The 18,258-nt window shown below is 37.9% G+C and carries 19 protein-coding genes; 15 read left to right on the top strand and 4 right to left on the bottom strand.

Features of this window, described 5'->3' with window-relative positions; translation table 11 throughout:
* The first annotated feature begins 7 nt into the window (after nucleotides 1–7).
* Genes nuoI through AC5SLP_RS00230 form a run of 7 tightly spaced genes read left to right on the top strand, consistent with a single transcriptional unit; the run spans nucleotide 8 to nucleotide 8,795 of the window.
* Entirely contained in the window at nucleotides 8–622 is a 615-nt protein-coding gene (gene nuoI / locus AC5SLP_RS00200) for an NADH-quinone oxidoreductase subunit NuoI (protein WP_495253118.1), read from the top strand.
* Nucleotides 623–629: 7 nt separating this feature from the next.
* Nucleotides 630–1,184: an NADH-quinone oxidoreductase subunit J gene (locus AC5SLP_RS00205; RefSeq protein ID WP_495253119.1), complete on the top strand. Its 555-nt coding sequence runs from the start codon at nucleotides 630–632 to the stop codon at nucleotides 1,182–1,184.
* Nucleotides 1,181–1,483, top strand: coding sequence for an NADH-quinone oxidoreductase subunit NuoK (gene nuoK, locus AC5SLP_RS00210; protein WP_495253120.1), 303 nt, complete (start codon nucleotides 1,181–1,183; stop codon nucleotides 1,481–1,483). The genes AC5SLP_RS00205 and nuoK overlap by 4 nt, the downstream gene beginning before the upstream one ends.
* A gap of 3 nt (nucleotides 1,484–1,486) precedes the next feature.
* A complete protein-coding gene (gene nuoL, locus AC5SLP_RS00215; RefSeq protein ID WP_495253121.1) occupies nucleotides 1,487–3,343 on the top strand; it encodes an NADH-quinone oxidoreductase subunit L in 1,857 nt (618 codons plus the stop codon).
* 10 nt (nucleotides 3,344–3,353) lie between these two features.
* Complete coding sequence (locus AC5SLP_RS00220) at nucleotides 3,354–4,880, top strand: NADH-quinone oxidoreductase subunit M (protein WP_495253122.1); 1,527 nt, start codon at nucleotides 3,354–3,356, stop codon at nucleotides 4,878–4,880.
* Entirely contained in the window at nucleotides 4,880–6,364 is a 1,485-nt protein-coding gene (gene nuoN, locus AC5SLP_RS00225) for an NADH-quinone oxidoreductase subunit NuoN (RefSeq protein ID WP_495253123.1), read from the top strand. The genes AC5SLP_RS00220 and nuoN overlap by 1 nt, the downstream gene beginning before the upstream one ends.
* A 40-nt stretch (nucleotides 6,365–6,404) precedes the next feature.
* Complete coding sequence (locus tag AC5SLP_RS00230) at nucleotides 6,405–8,795, top strand: tetratricopeptide repeat protein (RefSeq protein ID WP_495253124.1); 2,391 nt, start codon at nucleotides 6,405–6,407, stop codon at nucleotides 8,793–8,795.
* A gap of 31 nt (nucleotides 8,796–8,826) precedes the next feature.
* Here AC5SLP_RS00230 and miaA read toward each other — a convergent pair whose 3' ends face one another.
* Complete coding sequence (miaA, locus tag AC5SLP_RS00235) at nucleotides 8,827–9,726, bottom strand: tRNA (adenosine(37)-N6)-dimethylallyltransferase MiaA (protein WP_495253125.1); 900 nt, start codon at nucleotides 9,724–9,726, stop codon at nucleotides 8,827–8,829.
* A 97-nt stretch (nucleotides 9,727–9,823) separates the two neighbouring features.
* On the opposite strand from miaA, the gene mqnP reads away from it, so the two are divergent.
* Genes mqnP through AC5SLP_RS00250 form a run of 3 tightly spaced genes read left to right on the top strand, consistent with a single transcriptional unit; the run spans nucleotide 9,824 to nucleotide 11,725 of the window.
* On the top strand, nucleotides 9,824–10,693 hold the full coding sequence (gene mqnP, locus AC5SLP_RS00240) for a menaquinone biosynthesis prenyltransferase MqnP (protein ID WP_495253126.1): 870 nt from the start codon (nucleotides 9,824–9,826) through the stop codon (nucleotides 10,691–10,693).
* Nucleotides 10,694–10,695: 2 nt separating this feature from the next.
* Entirely contained in the window at nucleotides 10,696–11,229 is a 534-nt protein-coding gene (locus AC5SLP_RS00245; RefSeq protein WP_495253127.1) for a hypothetical protein, read from the top strand.
* Entirely contained in the window at nucleotides 11,219–11,725 is a 507-nt protein-coding gene (locus AC5SLP_RS00250; protein ID WP_495253128.1) for a DUF6115 domain-containing protein, read from the top strand. The genes AC5SLP_RS00245 and AC5SLP_RS00250 overlap by 11 nt, the downstream gene beginning before the upstream one ends.
* Before the next feature lie 32 nt (nucleotides 11,726–11,757).
* Here the strand turns inward: AC5SLP_RS00250 and AC5SLP_RS00255 are convergent, their stop codons facing one another.
* Nucleotides 11,758–13,206, bottom strand: a complete 1,449-nt coding sequence (locus tag AC5SLP_RS00255) for a methyl-accepting chemotaxis protein (protein WP_495253129.1) — start codon at nucleotides 13,204–13,206, stop codon at nucleotides 11,758–11,760.
* Nucleotides 13,172–13,684, bottom strand: a complete 513-nt coding sequence (locus AC5SLP_RS00260; RefSeq protein ID WP_495253130.1) for a PAS domain-containing protein — start codon at nucleotides 13,682–13,684, stop codon at nucleotides 13,172–13,174. Before AC5SLP_RS00260 ends, AC5SLP_RS00255 begins: the two co-directional genes overlap by 35 nt.
* Before the next feature lie 112 nt (nucleotides 13,685–13,796).
* Between AC5SLP_RS00260 and moaA the strand changes: the two genes are divergently transcribed.
* Nucleotides 13,797–14,765, top strand: coding sequence for a GTP 3',8-cyclase MoaA (gene moaA, locus AC5SLP_RS00265; RefSeq protein WP_495253131.1), 969 nt, complete (start codon nucleotides 13,797–13,799; stop codon nucleotides 14,763–14,765).
* On the opposite strand, the gene AC5SLP_RS00270 is transcribed toward moaA, so the two are convergent.
* On the bottom strand, nucleotides 14,747–15,904 hold the full coding sequence (locus tag AC5SLP_RS00270) for a molybdopterin molybdotransferase MoeA (RefSeq protein ID WP_495253132.1): 1,158 nt from the start codon (nucleotides 15,902–15,904) through the stop codon (nucleotides 14,747–14,749). The genes moaA and AC5SLP_RS00270 overlap by 19 nt on opposite strands.
* 80 nt (nucleotides 15,905–15,984) lie before the next feature.
* Between AC5SLP_RS00270 and AC5SLP_RS00275 the strand changes: the two genes are divergently transcribed.
* From AC5SLP_RS00275 to rsmI, 4 genes are all read left to right on the top strand, one after another.
* Nucleotides 15,985–16,395, top strand: a complete 411-nt coding sequence (locus tag AC5SLP_RS00275) for a hypothetical protein (RefSeq protein ID WP_495253133.1) — start codon at nucleotides 15,985–15,987, stop codon at nucleotides 16,393–16,395.
* Nucleotide 16,396: 1 nt separating this feature from the next.
* Complete coding sequence (locus AC5SLP_RS00280; protein ID WP_495253134.1) at nucleotides 16,397–17,065, top strand: 16S rRNA (uracil(1498)-N(3))-methyltransferase; 669 nt, start codon at nucleotides 16,397–16,399, stop codon at nucleotides 17,063–17,065.
* A gap of 100 nt (nucleotides 17,066–17,165) precedes the next feature.
* Nucleotides 17,166–17,366 carry a 50S ribosomal protein L31 gene (gene rpmE, locus AC5SLP_RS00285; RefSeq protein WP_495253135.1) on the top strand — a complete coding sequence of 67 codons (201 nt, stop codon included), beginning with the start codon at nucleotides 17,166–17,168 and terminating at the stop codon, nucleotides 17,364–17,366.
* A gap of 12 nt (nucleotides 17,367–17,378) precedes the next feature.
* Nucleotides 17,379–18,185, top strand: coding sequence for a 16S rRNA (cytidine(1402)-2'-O)-methyltransferase (rsmI, locus tag AC5SLP_RS00290; RefSeq protein WP_495253136.1), 807 nt, complete (start codon nucleotides 17,379–17,381; stop codon nucleotides 18,183–18,185).
* Nucleotides 18,186–18,258: the final 73 nt, after the last annotated feature.

An 18,258-nucleotide genomic window follows, 5' to 3' on the forward strand; every position in this document is an offset into this window, starting at 1 on the left:
GGAAACGATGGAACTAAAAGATTTTAAACGTAGGGACATTGGTTCAAATTATATCTTTTTTGATGGTGAGGAAAAACCTGAAAATGGTTGGCAAGCCTTTAAACGTTTCGCTAAGCGTACCGTTAAAGGTGAGCTTTTCGTTGGCCTTTGGATTGTTTTAAGAGAGATGATTCGTTTCGATATTCACACGGTGCAATATCCACTGGAAAAAATGGAAATGAGCCCACGCTATCGTGCAATTCATCGTTTACTTCGTTTATTTGAAAGTGGAAGTGAGCGCTGCATTGGATGTGGCTTGTGTGAAAAAATTTGTATTTCAAATTGTATCCGTATGGACACACATGTGGATGAAAAGAGCCGTAAAGTCATCAGTGAATACAGTATAAATTTCGGGCGTTGTATTTTCTGCGGGTATTGTGCTGAGGTATGTCCAGAGCTTGCGATTGTGCATGGTGTTGAGTATGAAAATGCCAGTGAACAACGTGCTCATTTTGGGCTCAAAGAGGATATGCTAACCCCTCTTGATACCTTTAAAGCCAAACAACAAAAAGAGTTTCCAGGTTTTGGTGCATTGAGTGATAATGCCGATGAAGCCGTGAAACAAACACCATTAGCGTATTGAGGTTGTCATGTATGAAGTTATAGCATTTTATATCTTTGCTACGCTCACTATTGCCATGTTTGCAATTGTCGTCACAAGCAAAAATGCACTCTATGCAATGAGTGCGTTAGCCGGAGGTATGATTTTTATCTCAGGATTCTTTTTCCTTCTTGATGCAGAGTTTTTAGGCGTTGTTCAAATTGTCGTTTATTCGGGCGCTATTATGGCATTGTACGCATTTGGTATGATGTTTTTTGATACGACACGTGATGTTACGGAAAAAGTACGTTCTAAAAAAATTGCGTATACGCTTTTTGTGCTCAGTGCTATCTTAATTGTTATTATTCTTGCGGCACCAATGGTATCACATACGGTGAAAGCAAATTATCCTATCATTGAAAATATGGGCAATGTTCAGATGATAGGTCTTGTCTTGTTTACGAAATACCTCGTACCGTTTGAGCTTGCGGCCATTATGCTTTTAGTTGCGATGATTGCAGGGATTGTCCTTGCTAGCAAAAAAATGGACGAGAATTTAGCGATTGAAGATGAAGAATTAGAAGATGTTAAGGAGGCCAAATGATCACGCTAACACACTATCTTGTATTAACGGGTATTTTGTTTGCTATTGGACTTGTGGGTGTGATGAAGAGAACAAACCTTTTAATGCTTTTTTTCTCAACAGAAATTTTACTCAATGCCATTAATATTGGTTTTGTTGCGGTTTCAAAATATTATGGTGACTTAACAGGACAAATGTTTGCATTTTTCATCATTGCCGTTGCCGCTAGTGAAGTTGCTGTGGGTCTGGGACTGCTTATCTTATGGTATAAGCGTAATGGTTCTGTTGATTTGAATAGTATTCAAATGATGAAAGGCTAAGGGATGGAAAGAATTCTTTATTTAGCACTGTTTGCGCCACTGGCAAGTTCATTGTTTGTTGCACTATTCGCGGCACGTCCTAAAATGATTTTTACCGGTATCGTTGCTTCCATGCTTATCTCTCTTTCGTTTATTGCATCGCTTATTTTGCTAGTGGATGTCAATACGTATGGACCTTTACATGTAACGATGATGGATTGGATTGCCGCGGGTAATTTAGAGATACCTTTTGGCTTCGTTGTAGATGAAGTTTCAGTGATTATGATGGTGACGGTTACCCTTGTTTCAACCATTGTTCATATTTATTCTATCGGTTACATGGATCACGATAAAAGCTTTAACCGTTTTTTCTCTTACCTCTCAGCGTTTGTGTTCTCCATGATGATTTTAGTCATGAGCGATAACTTTGTAGGACTTTTTATTGGTTGGGAAGGCGTTGGTCTATGTTCATGGTTACTGATAGGATTTTGGTACCATAAACACTCTGCCTCATGGGCAGCAAACGAAGCCTTTATTATGAATAGAATTGCTGACCTTGGAATGCTGATGGGTCTGTTTTTAATTTATTGGAATGTTGGTTCTTTTCAGTACGATGAAGTTTTTGCTGCGGTTAAAGAGATGCCTCTTGGCATTGTCATTTTAATTGGAGCATTTTTATTTATCGGTGCTATGGGTAAATCAGCACAATTTCCACTGCACACATGGCTTGCCGATGCTATGGAAGGTCCAACGCCTGTTTCTGCTTTGATTCATGCGGCGACCATGGTAACAGCGGGTGTTTATTTGGTCATTCGTTGTGGGGAACTTTATAGCTTAATTCCTGAAATGGGTTTTGCTATTGCTTCCTTAGGCGCTTTTGTGGCAGTTTTTGCCGCTTCAATGGCATTGGTCAATAACGACCTAAAACGTATTATCGCGTATTCAACCCTTTCACAATTAGGGTATATGTTTGTCGCAGCAGGACTTGGAGCTTATTGGATTGCACTGTTTCACTTGATGACACATGCTTTCTTTAAATCACTTCTCTTTTTAGGTGCAGGAAATGTTATGCACGCAATGCACGATGAACTTAATATCAAAAAAATGGGTGGTTTGTATGGTTCTATGAAAGCCACAGCGATTTTAATGAGCGTAGCTTCCGTAGCACTCGCAGGTATTTATCCGTTTGCGGGTTTTTTCTCAAAAGATAAAATTTTGGAAGTAGCATTTAATGAAGGTGCCTATTTTCTTTGGTTTGCACTCTTCTTGGGTGCAGGTATGACAGCCTTTTATAGCTTCCGTTTAGTCATGTTGGTCTTTTTTGGTGAGAAGGAGTATGTAAAACATGGATTTCATCCGCATGAAGCACAACCGTTTGTGATTTATGCTTTGCTTCCATTAGGCCTTTTAGCTGTGATTGCAGGTTTCTTTGAGCATACGTTTGAAGGTTTTGTGACACGACTTCTGAGTGAATATGAGATTCATATCCCTCATGCAACAGAATACATTTTGATTGCGGCAACCTTGGGTATCGCACTTAGTGGCATTGGATTTGCAGTGTACAAATACAAGCACGGTGGCTTTGCAAAGTCGTTGGAAGAGACGTTTTGTTACAAATTACTCAGCAACCAATACTATATTCCAAAGTTATATGAGCTTTATATCATGAGGCCGTTTACCGTGTTATCACAATTTGCATGGCAAAAACTTGATATGAAAGTGGTGGATTTTACCGTTGATATGATTGCTAAAATGGTTTATGCAACGGGGCAAAGAAGCCGAAAAATGCAAAGTGGAAATCTCTCCGATATGTTACGATGGATGATCGTGGGTATTGTTGTATTGCTTGCACTTGCAATTGTCTATAGACCAATGGTGTAGGAGCTAGAGCATGGAACATATTTTATCACTTCTCGTATTTTTCCCAGCGATGGCGGGACTCTTAGGCTTTTTGGTCGCTAAAGAGGGTATTAGAGCTTATGGCATTAGTGTCAGTGCCATTGAATTTTGCTTATCCATTATTTTATGGATTGGTTTTGACTCAGGGAATGCAGGGTATCAATTTGTTGAATATTTTGCGTTTATTCCAAGTTATGGTATGAGCTATTATTTAGGTGTGGATGGCATTTCTCTTTTTCTTGTAATCTTATCGACATTTATTACGATGATTGCATTAATTGGTCTTAGCATTGAAAAAGATATTAAAAACTTGATTATCTCCGTATTGTTTCTTGAAATGACCATGGTGGGAGTTTTTCTTATTTTAGATGTTATTTGGTTTTATGCCTTTTGGGAACTCTCTTTGGTTCCAATGCTCTATATCATTGGTGCATGGGGTAGTGCTCGTAGAATGTACGCAGCCATTAAATTTTTCCTTTATACGTTTGCAGGCTCCGTGTTAATGCTCGTGGGTATCTTGTATATGGGATTTTTATACCATGATGAAACAGGTATTTGGAGCTTTTCGTTGCCTGATTGGTATTTACTCCAAATTCCATTTGAAACGCAACTGTGGTTATTTGGTGCTTTCTTCTTAGGTTTTGCTATCAAAGTACCGATGTTTCCATTTCATACATGGCTTCCTTATGCGCATGGCCAAGCACCGACCATCGGTTCAGTCATTCTTGCAGCCGTTCTTCTTAAAATGGGCAGTTATGGTTTTGTTCGTTTTTCATTACCACTCTTTCCTGATGCGTCTATCTATTTTTTAATTCCAGTCGCAATCATCTGTATCATTATGGTGATTTATGCGGCAATGATAGCATATGCACAAGAAGACATGAAACAAGTCATCGCCTATAGTTCGATTTCACACATGGGTATTGTTATTTTAGGTACCTTCGCGATGAATGCGGAAGGCATAACAGGCTCTATTTTCTTAATGCTCAGTCATGGTATCGTGAGTGGGGCACTGTTCATGTTGGTGGGCGTTATTTATGACAGACGCCATACCAAGCTTATGGCAGATTTTGGAGGGCTAGCTTCAGTCATGCCAAATTTTGCAACGATTTACGGCATCATGTTAATGGCGTCCATTGGATTGCCGCTTACCATTGGTTTCGTGGGAGAATTTTTATCTTTGGTAGGATTTTATCGTATCAATTGGGTCATGACACTGCTTGCAGGAACAGGCATTATTTTAGGGGCAGTGTATATGCTCGTATTGTATAAAAAATCATTTTTTGGCGCTGTTGTTCATGATGAAAATAAAACACTCAAAGACCTCAATGCAAGAGAATTAACCGCACTCATTCCTTTAGTCGCATTGGTTGCTATTTTAGGTATCTATCCTAAACCGGTTCTTAATACCATTGACATGAGTGTGCAAAAGGTTTTGGTCTTGATGGAACAAAAAGCAATTATCAATAAAACGAAAGAAGTCCTTGTTAAAGCCAACACAATAGGAGGGACCAACTAATGGATCCTATTTCAATTGATATAACAGCACTTAATTTACATGCACTTCTTCCTATGGCAATTATGACCATCGGTGCTTTGGCAATTATTTGTGTTGATTTGGCGGTAAAAGGGCTGAACCGTAGCTTTTTAACCATGGTCACTATTTTATTTATTATTTTAGATTGTGGTGCTGTTGTGGGTTACAATGGTCCTGCTCGAGGATTTTTTGATGTCTTGTTAATTGATGGTATTTCTGTGATTGCACAAGTCATTATTTTAGTTGCATCGGCACTGTTCTTGCCACTTTCTATGAGTCATCGCCATTTTAGAGAATTCAAAATGGCAGAATTTTACGCACTTTTTATGTTTATGATTGTCGGATTTCAATTTATGGTTGTAAGCGATAACCTAATTTTGATTTTCATTGGCTTAGAGACGTCAAGTTTGGCTCTTTATACGTTGATAGCACTTCATAATCGTGCAAAAGCCTTTGAAGCAGCAATTAAATACTTTACGATGGGTGCACTCGCGGCTGGATTTTATGGTCTTTCAGCACTTCTTTTTTATGCGATGACCGGAAGCGTTGAAATTCATCAGATTGAGCATGTATTGCAACAACGTCAATTTGAGCCTCTCTTAGGTGTGCTTGCCGCAACGATTTTTATGCTAGGCGCTCTTGGCTTTAAACTTTCATTAGTTCCATCGCATACATGGACTCCAGATGTGTATGAAGGAAGCTCTGCCCCATTAGCAGGTTACATGTCAGTTGTGCCAAAAATTGCTGGTTTTGTTGTGGCAATGCGTTTATTTGAAATGTTAGTTGCCTCAGGTGTCACATGGATTGAACATGTTTTATACGTGGCGGTTGTTTTGACCATGACATTAGCAAACTTGACGGCACTGGTTCAAGAAGATGTCAAAAGAATGCTTGCCTTTAGTTCCATTTCCCACGCAGGGTTTATGATGGCGGCTATTTTAATTGGTACAACCCAAGCCAATACGGCACTTTTCTTGTATTGGACACTTTTTATGTTTACAAACCTTGGTGCCTTTACCATGCTTTGGATTGTAAGACACCGTAGAAATCTTTGGGATGAACGTTACCAACACCCTTTTACAAAGTTTTCTGGGCTTGTCAAAATTATGCCAACAACGGCTACGATTATGGGTATCTTTATGTTTGCACTTGCGGGGATGCCTCCGTTTTCCGTTTTTTGGGGAAAACTTTATTTAATTAGTGCAGCCATTAACAGTGAATACGTCTTTTTAGCGGTTATTATTGCTCTTAATAGTGCTGTTGCCGTTTATTACTACATGAAACTTGTCATTTATATGTTTTTAAAAGAACCTGTCACGGCAGATGCTAGCTTATATAAAACCAATGCGTCCACGCCTTTGAAGGTTATTGTTGGTTTTGCTGCTATGGTGACAATGTTTGCCATCGTATTTATTGAACCATTGCTGAGGATTATTACGCAATACGTTTCTGCTAGCGGTTATTAAATAAGGGGTGAAATACCCCTTATTTTGCTATAATGTGCCCATGAAATACATTTTATTCCTTCTGATTGCATCGGTACAACTACTCGCACTTGAGATTGTTTTCAACAGTGGTAAAGAGAGTAAAGTGAATTATGCTATTTTGCATATTATGGATGCTAAACCATTTTATTGTGAAATGATTCCCGATGCTTTTGATAAAAAACGGTATTTGTGTAAAATAGAACGTCCCATTAACAAACCTATTGAACCCAAAAAAATGCAATATGCCGAACTAAATTTTTTCGATAAAGATGGTGAGTTTTACATTGCCGTGGAGCCAAAAATTGATTCCAAATTGATTCCTGTCGAAGACAGCCTCTATGAAACAACAGATGTCTTAGCAAAGCCCAAAGAGACACTTTATGCACATTGGATGATTTTGTTTCAGGAAAAGCCTCTGTATGAAAAAAAATCATTGTATGACCAAATTGATTTTCCCATCACGTATGAAAAAAATGAGATGCCTTCTATTGGTGCTTTGGACCTTAATGGTAAACCTATCTCTTATGCACAAAGTAAAGATATTCAGCTCTATTTAGATATTAAAAAAGATTATGAACACGGCGATTATGAGAGTGTTGTCAAAAACGTCAAGCGTGTTTTAAGTGCCTTCCCCAATTCAATTTTTCGCAGTGAGCTAGAGCTCTACGAAATGCGTTCAATGGATAAGATTCTAAGCGCACGCTCAGAAGATACGGGCACATTGAATTTTAATGAAAACGATATTGTCGAAATAGCCAAACGTTGGACAAAAGAGTTTACGAGTGATGAAAACATTCCAGAAGTGTTTATGCTAATGACAAAATCGTATCTTAAAATGGGTTCCAAATCGGATGCGAACTATTTCCTCGATATCTTAGTGAGCGAACATCCTGATAATCTTTATACGAAAAAAGCCATACTTCTTTTTGCCGATAATCTTTTTATTAAAAAAGAAAAAGATAAGGCGATGAAGCTTTATTTAGATGTATTGTACAGCGCGCAAGATTTGGATGTCGCCTCAGAAGCGGCGATTCGTTTAAGCGACCATCAAATGGATGCGGGCAAAATGAAAGAAGCAAAAGAATATTTGCTCAAAGTCCTCAATGTTAACGAACACTATTTGCTAAAAGACCCTGATGCCAGTTACAAATTGGCCAAACGATTGTACGAACATAAGTTGTATGATTTAGCAGCGCGTATTTCAGACCTTTTATTGGAAAACTTGCCTAAAAAAGCGGATAACAGAGAGCTTCTTTTAAAAGAAAGCGGAGACTGGCATGCAAAAGCCAATGAAGTTGAAGCCGCACATAAACGTTATCAAGAGTACCTCAGTGAGTATAAAAATGACGGTGACTATGTTCAAGAAGTGACAGAAAGTTTAGATGCATTATTCTTTAAACTCAAAGAAAACAATGAGACAAAGCTAGCAAATTATTACGATAAATTAATTAATACGTATGATAATGAGATTGGTCAAAAAGCACTTTTGGAAAAAGCAAGTTTATTGCTTAAACAAAAGCGCTATGAAGATGTTTTGGCGCTTCAAGATGCCTTGGCAAAAGTACCTGATCGTTTTGAGATAAAACCTGAAGAGTTAATCTATGAAGCTGCAAAATCTTTGGCGTTACAGCAGTTGCAAAAAGATGGCTGCCAAGGTGTGGTTGATTTGATTGAAACGTATAAACTCCAAATTAACGAGCCAGAACACGAAGAAAAACTGTTTCAGTGTTTTATGCGTGTATCGCGTTTTGATCGCGCGCGAGAAATCTCAAGCACTCACTTGAAAGATACTTCATTAGCCAGTCGTTACGCTTGGGCACAAAGAGAAGTACAAGCACTCTATCAAATGGGAAAATATAAAGAAGCCCTTGCGTATAAGGAAGACCTTAAAACACTCTCTTTTTCATTGCGTGAAAAAATCGGATTAGAAACGATACGTGATCTTTTCTTCTCCTTGGTGAATCTCAAAAACCTTGAAGGTGCTGCTTCTCTTGCGGAGAGCATTAAAATTTTGTATCCAAATGAAGCGAGTAATTTAGATATTTATGATGCCATTGTCACAATGGCAGATGATGCTAAAAATGATCTTTTATTGGTAACGTACGCACAAGCAGCAATGGATATGCAGAAGAAATTTAACTCTACAGCGCTGACACCTCATCTTGAGTTTAATTATATCGAGGCACTTAAACGGTTAGGTCGTGATAAAGAAGCGTTAAGTATTGCTGAATCCTTACTCCTTAAAAACTTAGGAAGTAAAGATAAAATACGCCTTTTCTATCAAGCCGGAGAACTCAGTCTTAAACTCAAAGAGGACACCAAAGCGAAAGATTACTTTACGAAATGTATCCAAGTGAATGACAATAGCTCATGGAAAAACATTTGTGAAGAAAATCTAAAACTATTTTAACGATGCGAGGTTATTAAAAAAACACGCTGATTTATTTTACATGTAATACTGTTTCAATAAGCGGCTTGAGCTCACAGAGAGTTAGTTTGGGATGTGCTGGAAACTGTGATGTATTAAAAGTACGTTGGCGTTTGGCTAAATGCAAGGTATTGATTGTGATTTTTTCATCAAGCTCTGCAAGTTTAAGCTGTCCGTCAAAATAATCCAACACCTCTTTGATTCCAATCGCTTTCATGCACTGAGGCGTTCTGGTGTAACGCTTCTCAAGACTAAACACTTCATCAATAAGCCCTTGAGCAATCATTCCTTTTGTTCTAAGTGCGATTTTTTGTGCTAGCTCTTCTTTTGGCATATCTATTTCAAAAAGACTGACATCTTCTAAAATGGGAGGTTGTTTTGATTGGCTTAAGTAATCCGATGGTATACGGTGGGTCGTTAAAAAAATCTCTAGCCATTTTTCAATGCGATAGCGATCACTGGATGCTATTTTATCTGCGTAAGGAGCATCGAATTTACAAATCATTTCATAAGCTGACGAGAGATTGCATAAATACTGCTTGATGTGTTCTTTTACATGTAACGCTATCTCAGGCTTTTGACTAAGTCCTTCCATCATTGCTTTGAGATAAAAACCTGTGCCACCCACGATAATAAGATTTTTATTTTCTCTCAAAGCCCTCTCTTTTGCTTCACGAAAAAGTGTGAAAAACATGGTAACATCAAAATGTTCGTTAGGGTAGAGTACATCCATCCCAAAATGTGGAATACCCCTTCTTTCAGCGAGCGTTGGTTTGGCAGATGCAATATCAATTTCTTTGTAAATACTCAGTGAATCAAGTGATACAATCAAGGCATCATAGCGAAGGGCTAGTTCAATAGCCAAGGCTGTTTTACCAGATGCAGTTGGTCCTAAAATAGCAATCGTTTTCAATCATTTTCTCTTTAATTAAGCATTAGAATAGAGGCAATTATAACACTTTTAAAGGGTTTTGTTGTAAAATCTACCCATCTTAAACGAAAGGTTTGTATTGCAACAATTTTGGCAAAAACTTAAAGATATTAGCGATTTGATCGTATTTAAACATTCCGTTTTCGCACTTCCTTTTATATTTGTGGCAATGATTGTCTCCTCTAAAGCGCAAAGTGGGTCACTCTGGTTTGGTTTTAAACTTTTAATCTTAGGGCTATTAGCCGCCGTTAGTGCACGTAATTTTGCAATGGCTTTTAATCGTTATGCAGACCGTGATATCGATAAAAACAATCCAAGAACGGCAAATCGCCCTAGTGTTGATGGGAGAATTGGTGCGCTTAATATGCAGCTTTTTATTCTGTTAAATGCACTTGTTTTTATAGCGGTTGCCTCTTTAATTAATGATTTAGCTTTTCATATGAGCGTGCCTATTTTGATTATTTTAGGGGGCTATTCGCTTTTTAAGCGTTTTTCTCCTTATGCCCACCTTGTCTTGGGCGTCTCTTTGGGGTTAGCTCCGATTGCAGGGGTGGTTGCTGTACAAGAATCTATTCCGTTGTGGTCCATTTTACTCTCAATCGGAGTCATGTATTGGGTCGCAGGATTTGATCTTTTGTATTCGTTGCAAGATATGGACTATGATAAAACCAATGGTCTTTTTTCCATTCCTTCTCGTTTTGGGAAAGAGGCGACTTTTTTTATATCCAGATTGTTTCATGCACAAACCATTCTTTTTTGGTTACTTTTTGCGCTCAGTGCACACTTAGGACTTTTTGCTTACATCGGTGTTGCCGTATCTGCGGTTGTGCTTTTCTTTGAGCACCGTATTGTTCTTAAAGATTTTTCAAAAATTGACCGAGCGTTTTTTACACTAAACGGCTATTTGGGTGTTATCTTTTTTGGGTTTATTTTGATTGATAGGATGTAATCATGGAAGCCATTCGCCTCGTTAATGCATCACTGAATATTGTTTTTGAAGAAGGTAGCTTTGAAGATGCTTCTTTTTTGAAAGAATACTATACCTTATCCCTTCTTAACGATGACCCTCTAGGCATGTGGCTGAAATCCTCTAAAGTACGTAAAGATGTAGAGCAAAGCGATCAGGTGATTCTCACTCTTTTGATTGATTTGCACCGTAAAGTAGATGCGCTAACACACATGGTCCATCACAAAGATGTACCATTACATTTACCCTTAGCGCACCATGGTTCGTTAAATGCTATTGGGCATGGCTATATTCAACATGCAAGTAGTGTTTTAGTTGAAGGGCAAAGCTACTATGCACGCATTGATATGCCAACATTTCCAAGACGTTTCATGCCTATTTTTTTTGAAGCGTTGTCGCCTTCTCTAGGTAAGATAACACAAATGCATGAAGATGATGAAAAAGATTGGAGCGCCTATATGGTTGCATGCGAGCGGGCGATGATTCGTCAAATGAAAGGAAGTAACGGTGAGTATTGAGACGTTAGCATTTATTGCATTGGCTGCTTTAGTGGTGATCATCTTTTTGATGGTTTATATTCGCGATGTAGAAGTCAATAAAAAACTTCTTATTTTTGAAAAAAGTATTGAAGAGCTCAATTATCAAAACCATGTCCTTAATAAAATGCTTGGCGAACAAAAAACACAAGAACCTATTGATTTTCAAAGTTTAGAAAAAAGGGTTTTAGACCAAACCAAACAAGAAATTCAACACAGTCTCTTGCCGGTTGTTGCCTCTTTGAAAGATGTTGAAAAAATTATGCAGCACTTTAGAGATGAGCAAAGTGCTAGAATAGACCGAATTGAAAGCCGTACTAAAGAGATGACCTTAGCATCGAGTGCTCCTTCAAGTTCTAATGAGAAGATGATTCTTTCTCAATTTGCGCGAGGACGCAGTGAAGCAGAAATCGCAAAAGATTTACGTATCGGAATTGGTGAAGTCGATTTAGTGTTAAAGTTGGCAAATCTCAAGTAACGGGTTTACATGTAAACCCGTTTGAAAGTATGTTATAGACGTTTAGAACGACACTCTGATGCGGTTTCTTGAATCATAGAATCAAGAAGAGCAAAGAGAGAAACGCTAGCTTGTTCCATCTTTTTAAAATTGTCAATATACAGATGTAATGTATCATCGGTATATCCTTCTTTAATATGCTCAAGATTATCCATGACGCATTGATGAACCATCTTATGAGGTTCAGCGAGCAATGCATACGATTTTGCTTTTGCAAAACGCTCTTTCGTCATAGGGTCTTGATACCATTTCCCTAGCCTACAATGTTCACTGTCTGCAAATGCTGTATCAGCTTTTTCATTTAAAATAGCCGAATAAGCATTGGTTTTGTACACGATATGATCAATTTTAGCCAAGATAGTAAAGATTTTATTCTTAAGTTTGTATGAGATATCTGCCGTATCGTTGGCATCTTTATTAAACTCTTTAAGCGCATGCTCAAAATGGATGACATTATCGCCACTATGATTGGCAATGACGCTGATACGATCCGAGTTAGAGTGAATCCCATTGGTTTCTTGTTGCAGAGTTTGAATGGTCATTGCAATTTCTTGCGTTGCTTTTTGTGTTCGTTCTGCTAGTTTTCGTACTTCATCGGCAACAACAGCAAAGCCACGTCCATGTTCTCCTGCGCGCGCCGCCTCAATAGCTGCATTTAAAGCAAGTAAATTCGTCTGATCTGCAATGTCTTTGATAAGATTGACGACAGAAGAAATTTCAGAAGTTCGCTCACTAAGTGATGTAATCGCTTCATTGGTGCTGGTTAAAAGTTCTAAGAGCTCTTTAATGCCTTCAGCAAGGTCTGTAACTGTTTGAAGGCTTTCATCAGATTTTTCTGCTGTTGAGTTTGCAACATCGGTAATTTGACTCATCTCTTCGATGCTTTTCATCAAATCTTGCTGAATGTTTAACACGCCGTTGTTTCCGTTTCCAAGGTCTGAGAATGCCGAGGAGAGCACACCTCTGGCTTTTCCTTTTTGTCCATCTAAGATGCCTTGAACACCGGATGATATGTACCGCGCATTAACCGCAAAAAGACCACGAAAGCCCTCATTGAAAATATTGCGATAGTTTTTTCCCTGCCTTGCAGATTCAATAGACGTTTTGGTTTCGCGCATCAACGCTTCCATTTGGTCGAGTAGGTCGTTGATTTCTAATGCAATTTTACCTAAAGGCTTTGTTGCGTCAATATTTACAACGCGAGGCTCTAAATTGCCATGAGCGGCTTCACGAATTACATTGAGTATTTTTTCATGCAGTTGCGCATCGCACTGCATGGTAGAACGACTACCAAAAAAAGAACCTATCGCAACGCCACAAAGAAGTGTGGAAGAGCCAAGTGCTCCTTCAAAATGCCAGTTATACATTGCAATACCCGCAAAAATGACGAGTGTTACAATGATGAATTTATAATCTTTGAAGCGTGTTAGAAAACTCGTCATAGCTTACTCCTTTTTCATGCAAGACATCATTGAGGTATGCTAATGATGCATCGATCCCACCTGTTTGTTCAATGGAAATGAGTTTTTCATACAGGGGTTTGATAATTTCTAGTGCTTTGGCATTGGCTTTACGGCGTACCGAATAATACCCAATGGTTTTTCCTTGTTCATCCGTTGATGCAGTGATATTGGCATAGACCCAATAATAACCGCCGTCAAAGCTCATATTTTTAACGTAGGCAAAAATTTCTTCTTGATTCTGAATTTTTCCCCAAAGCAGTTTAAAAATAACACGTGGCATGTCGGGATGACGAATGATATTGTGCGGTTTCCCTAAAATTTCTTGTTCGCTCGCGCCAACAATTTGGATAAAAGGCTCATTGCAATAAGTGATTTTGCCGTGAATGTCTGTCTTTGAGACTAAAAACGCATTGGCACTTACACTATGTTCTTTGGTCGTAGGTGTAGGTTTTTGCATACTAGACTCCTTAATGTAATGTCACACTATTTTAGCCCAATGATTTTTATAAATAGCTTCAAAGTGACATTTTATGTATAATACATTTTCGCAATCAAGAGAGAGGATGAAAATGTTAGTAGATGGATTTGGAAGAGAAGTAACTTATTTAAGAGTTTCTGTTACGGAACGATGTAATTTTAGATGCCAATATTGCATGCCAGAAAAACCTTTTTCATGGGTTCCCAAAGAAAATCTTCTTAGTTTTGAAGAACTGTTTTTATTTATTAAAGTTGCCATTGACGAAGGCATTACTAAAATCCGAATTACGGGTGGCGAACCTCTTCTTCGTACAGATTTAGATCATTTTATTGCTATGATCAATAACCACAAAAGCGGGCTTGATTTGGCACTGACCACAAACGGATTTTTACTGAAAGATTGTGCACAAAAACTCAAAAATGCTGGATTGCAACGTGTGAATATCTCTTTAGATAGCTTAAAAGCAGATGTTGCTGCCAAAATGGCTCAAAAAGATGTGCTGGGGAAAGTAAAAGCAGGTATCGAAGAAGCTCTCAAAGTTGGTTTAAACGTCAAAATCAATATGGTGCCGATTAAAGGTATCAATGCCGATGAAGTGCTAGATATTTTAGAATTTGCAAAAGAGCACGGTATGAGTGTACGTTTTATTGAGTACATGGAAAATACACACGCAAAAGAAAAATTGCAAGGTCTTAGTGGGAATGAAGTACAAGAGATGATTGCCAAAAAGTACCATTTTACGGAAATTGGTCGTGTTGGGCCAAGTCCTGCTCATCTCTTTGAATTAGACGACGGGTATATTTTTGGTATCATTGATCCACACAAACATGATTTCTGTGAAGATTGCAATCGTATCCGTTTAACAGCAGAAGGTATGCTTATTCCTTGTCTTTATTTTGATGAAGCAATGAGCATTAAAGATGCTGTGAGTAAAGGTGACATTGCAGGTGCAGCAGAAGTACTCAAAGAGGTGCTACGTAACAAACCTGAAAAGAATAAATGGAGCGATGATGATCAAAATGAAACATCAAATCGCGCATTTTATGAAACCGGTGGATAAGTAAAAAAGAAGAAGGCGATTTCTTCCCCTTCTTCTATCACCTCTTTTTCCTCAATCAAAGTATAACCATTGCATTGGCTTAAAATATTAAGCCTGCCTGCTTCATAAAAAGGCGCGTGGATAAACCCTTTACCATCACTGTATCCTGGAATTGCGCTCATACAATCTGTTTTACATGTAAAACGTTTTTGATTAATGCACGTGACAAAATCTGGCAAAATACAACTGTGATGTTGCAATTGTCTTAAAAGAGGCACGCCTAGCATCTCAAAGCCGAGCATGCACGAAAGTGGAAGTCCTGGAAGATGTAGAATAGGTGTTTTGTCTAAAAGTGTTAAAGCACTTGGTTTAGCAGGAGCAATGCGTACAGTATGGAATAAAGGTTGAAGCACGCTGTTACTTAAAAGATAACGCATCGCATCATGGCTGCTTAAGGCGCCTGTTGTAATCACTAAATCAGAAGTCTCTGCCAATTTTTGAAGATTTTCCAAAATGGTTGCATGTACTTCTCTGCACGTTATAATTTTATCTATTTTCCCACCCAATTCAACGACTCTTGCTGCCAAACTCATGGCATTTGAATTGGCAATCAAGCCCGATGCCAAAGCTTCTCCGATACTTAAAATACTGACGATAGGTTTTTTTAATACTTTAATGCGATGAATTCCTTGAGAGGAGAGGGCTGTAATTTTGTAAGCACTGATAGGATCAAACTTATGGAGTAAAAGCTCTCCTTGCGCGATGTCTTCACCTTGATGTTTGATATGTTGTGATTCATAAGGGAGTGTAGCGCATTCTACGGTTTGTGTTGCTTCATTAAAACGTGTTTCTTCTTCTGCGACAACGGCATTGATGCCCTCTGGTATAAAATCACCTGTGGATACCCTAATGGCTTCTCCTTCAGCAATCGCTTCATTGTTTTGTGTCAGGACATAGCGGTGTTGAGGTAGCGTGTTTTGAAAGGAAATGGCATAACCCTCCTTAAGGCTCATTGCATGTTTTGGTAGTGCAAATTTCGCATACACATCAGCGCTAGAAATACGATGAAGTGCTTTTAAAAGAGGGAGCGTTTGTGTTTGAGTGATTGGCAAAATAGATGTTTGAATAATTTTAAGTGCTTCTTGGTATAAAATGGGCATCAGTGAACCTTTTAATTTATGGGTAATATTATACTAAAATGGATACAATCTTAGATTATTTTTGTGAAGGATTTTTCATCATGAACGAATTGATTGAACTCTCTGTTCAGCTCCACTTGATTTTTATCGTGGTACTAATAGGGCTCATTTTCATTAATCTTTATCTACTAAAAAGTGATAAAACGTTTTTTAATCTTTCTAAAAGGTTAGAACTTATAGCGCCACAATATTATATTGTTCTTTCTGCTATTTTTTTCACAGGCTTGATTGTGATGGCAGTACGTCAATTTTCATTTTCACTTATAGTGTGGGAAATGATCCTTGCTTGGGTTGTGATGGTAGGATTAGGAATTAAAAACCATAAGCTTTATAAAAAAGCACGCCTTGATGCAGGGTCACAAAATGCGTATAAAGCGTTAGCCTTTCGTAAATATTTACTGGACCTTGCTTTAGTGGCTATTACGATATTACTGTTTTATACGGCACATTAATATGCAGTTTGTTTATCATCCGCAAGCAGGAGCTGCTGTATTAACTATTGATACAAGAGCGTATGAACATATTTTCAAAGTAAGGCGTATCAGTGTTGGAGAAAAACTTTTTTGGCGTAATTTGGTTGATGAGTGCTTGTATCAATATCAGATTACGCAAATTGGTAAAAAAGAAGCCATCCTTGAGTTAAATGAAACACGTATAATGCCTATCGTTCCTTCCAAAATCTTACGCGTGGGTTGGAGCATTATTGACCCAAAAATTATTGAAAAAAGTCTGCCGATGCTAAACGAACTAGGCGTTACTACCCTTACGTTTTTCTATGCCGATTTTTCTCAAAAACAGCATAAATTGGATTTTGAAAGAATGGAGCGTATTTTAATTAATTCATCACAACAATGTGGTCGAAGTAACCAAATGCGTGTTGAATATTTACCAACGTTACAACATTTCATCGAAAAATACCCCAAAAGTGTTGTCATTGATTTTTCTGAATCGGTCTTAAGTCATGAGAATAATATAGATTCAGTCATCATTGGTCCCGAAGGTGGCTTTAGCGAAAAAGAGCGATTATTCTTTAAAAAAATGGTTGTTTTTGGGCTAAAATGTAACACAATTTTAAGAAGTGAAACAGCAGTGATAGCCACTGTTTCCAAAATTTTGGCATGACTTGAAATAATGAATCTTTTGTGCTATAATTTGCACCCTTTGGCAAAACATGCCAAATAATAGATTTTATTTTTATGATAAATAATTAAGGAAAAACATTATGAAAAAAGATATTCATCCAGAATATGTACCATGTGTCGTAACCTGCGCATGTGGTAATAGCTTTGAGACTATGTCAAACAAGTCTGAGTTAAGAATCGATATTTGCAGTTCATGCCATCCTTTCTTCACGGGCAGTGAGAAGATTGTTGATGCTGCGGGTCGTGTTGAGAAATTTAAGAAAAAATATAGCTTAAAATAGTTCTTAAAACCATTGGTCTATTTTATTCCTACTCCTATAGGAAACTTAGATGATATATCGGTAAGAAGCCTAAAACTTCTTGCCGAATGTAAAACGCTTTTTTGCGAAGATACACGTATTACCAAAAAACTTCTTAATCTTCTTTCCCAAAGACATAACGTTACGTTTCAAATTACAAATTTTATTTCTATGCATTCTCATAACGAAACAGCAGTCTTATCAACGATTAATCATGCTATTTTTAATGAAACCGTTGGGTATTTGAGCGACGCAGGGATGCCTGGCATTAGTGACCCTGGCAATGCATTGATACGTTTTTGTCAAGACCATAAAATTGACTATGAAGTGCTTCCAGGAGCAAATGCTGCCTTGCTTGCTTATGTCACCAGTGGAATCCAAACACATCAATTTTTATTTTATGGCTTTTTATCGCATAAAGGAAGTGAGCGTCAAAATGAACTTTTTGAAGCACTCAATGCCCCGTATGCTGTTATTGTGTATGAATCACCCCATCGTATTGAAAAACTCATCGAAGAATTAGCCAACTATGCGCCCAATCGGACAATTTTTGCTATCAAAGAAGCCACAAAATTATACGAAAAACGCTTCTTGGGAACCTCTCTTGAAGTCCATGCCGCTTTTAAGAATGCTAATCTTAAAGGGGAATGGGTTATTGTTATCACTCCTGAAGCAAAGCGAGATGGTGAAGCAATTACGAAAGAAGATATTTTGGCTCTAGATCTCCCTCCTAAGCAAAAAGCTAAACTGCTCTCCAAATTAACGGGAATGAGTGTTAAAGAGTGGTATAACGCACTTTAAAAATTTCTATTCTTTTTCGTTACATGTAAAAATTCTAAAAATACCTTTTTGTAGCAAACTTGTATTATTTTAA

This window comes from Sulfurospirillum sp. E15m, assembly GCF_059415145.1.

Excerpts from the sequence above, each read along its gene's own strand:
- AC5SLP_RS00270 (WP_495253132.1), bottom strand. The coding sequence starts at position 15,904 with ATGCCCATTTTATACCAAGAAGCACTTAAAATTATTCAAACATCTATT.
- nuoK (WP_495253120.1), top strand. The coding sequence starts at position 1,181 with ATGATCACGCTAACACACTATCTTGTATTAACGGGTATTTTGTTTGCT.
- rpmE (WP_495253135.1), top strand. The coding sequence starts at position 17,166 with ATGAAAAAAGATATTCATCCAGAATATGTACCATGTGTCGTAACCTGC.
- AC5SLP_RS00205 (WP_495253119.1), top strand. The coding sequence starts at position 630 with ATGTATGAAGTTATAGCATTTTATATCTTTGCTACGCTCACTATTGCC.
- AC5SLP_RS00220 (WP_495253122.1), top strand. The coding sequence starts at position 3,354 with ATGGAACATATTTTATCACTTCTCGTATTTTTCCCAGCGATGGCGGGA.
- AC5SLP_RS00260 (WP_495253130.1), bottom strand. The coding sequence starts at position 13,684 with ATGCAAAAACCTACACCTACGACCAAAGAACATAGTGTAAGTGCCAAT.
- AC5SLP_RS00275 (WP_495253133.1), top strand. The coding sequence starts at position 15,985 with ATGAACGAATTGATTGAACTCTCTGTTCAGCTCCACTTGATTTTTATC.
- nuoL (WP_495253121.1), top strand. The coding sequence starts at position 1,487 with ATGGAAAGAATTCTTTATTTAGCACTGTTTGCGCCACTGGCAAGTTCA.
- AC5SLP_RS00230 (WP_495253124.1), top strand. The coding sequence starts at position 6,405 with ATGAAATACATTTTATTCCTTCTGATTGCATCGGTACAACTACTCGCA.
- moaA (WP_495253131.1), top strand. The coding sequence starts at position 13,797 with ATGTTAGTAGATGGATTTGGAAGAGAAGTAACTTATTTAAGAGTTTCT.
- nuoN (WP_495253123.1), top strand. The coding sequence starts at position 4,880 with ATGGATCCTATTTCAATTGATATAACAGCACTTAATTTACATGCACTT.
- AC5SLP_RS00280 (WP_495253134.1), top strand. The coding sequence starts at position 16,397 with ATGCAGTTTGTTTATCATCCGCAAGCAGGAGCTGCTGTATTAACTATT.
- AC5SLP_RS00245 (WP_495253127.1), top strand. The coding sequence starts at position 10,696 with ATGGAAGCCATTCGCCTCGTTAATGCATCACTGAATATTGTTTTTGAA.
- nuoI (WP_495253118.1), top strand. The coding sequence starts at position 8 with ATGGAACTAAAAGATTTTAAACGTAGGGACATTGGTTCAAATTATATC.
- AC5SLP_RS00255 (WP_495253129.1), bottom strand. The coding sequence starts at position 13,206 with ATGACGAGTTTTCTAACACGCTTCAAAGATTATAAATTCATCATTGTA.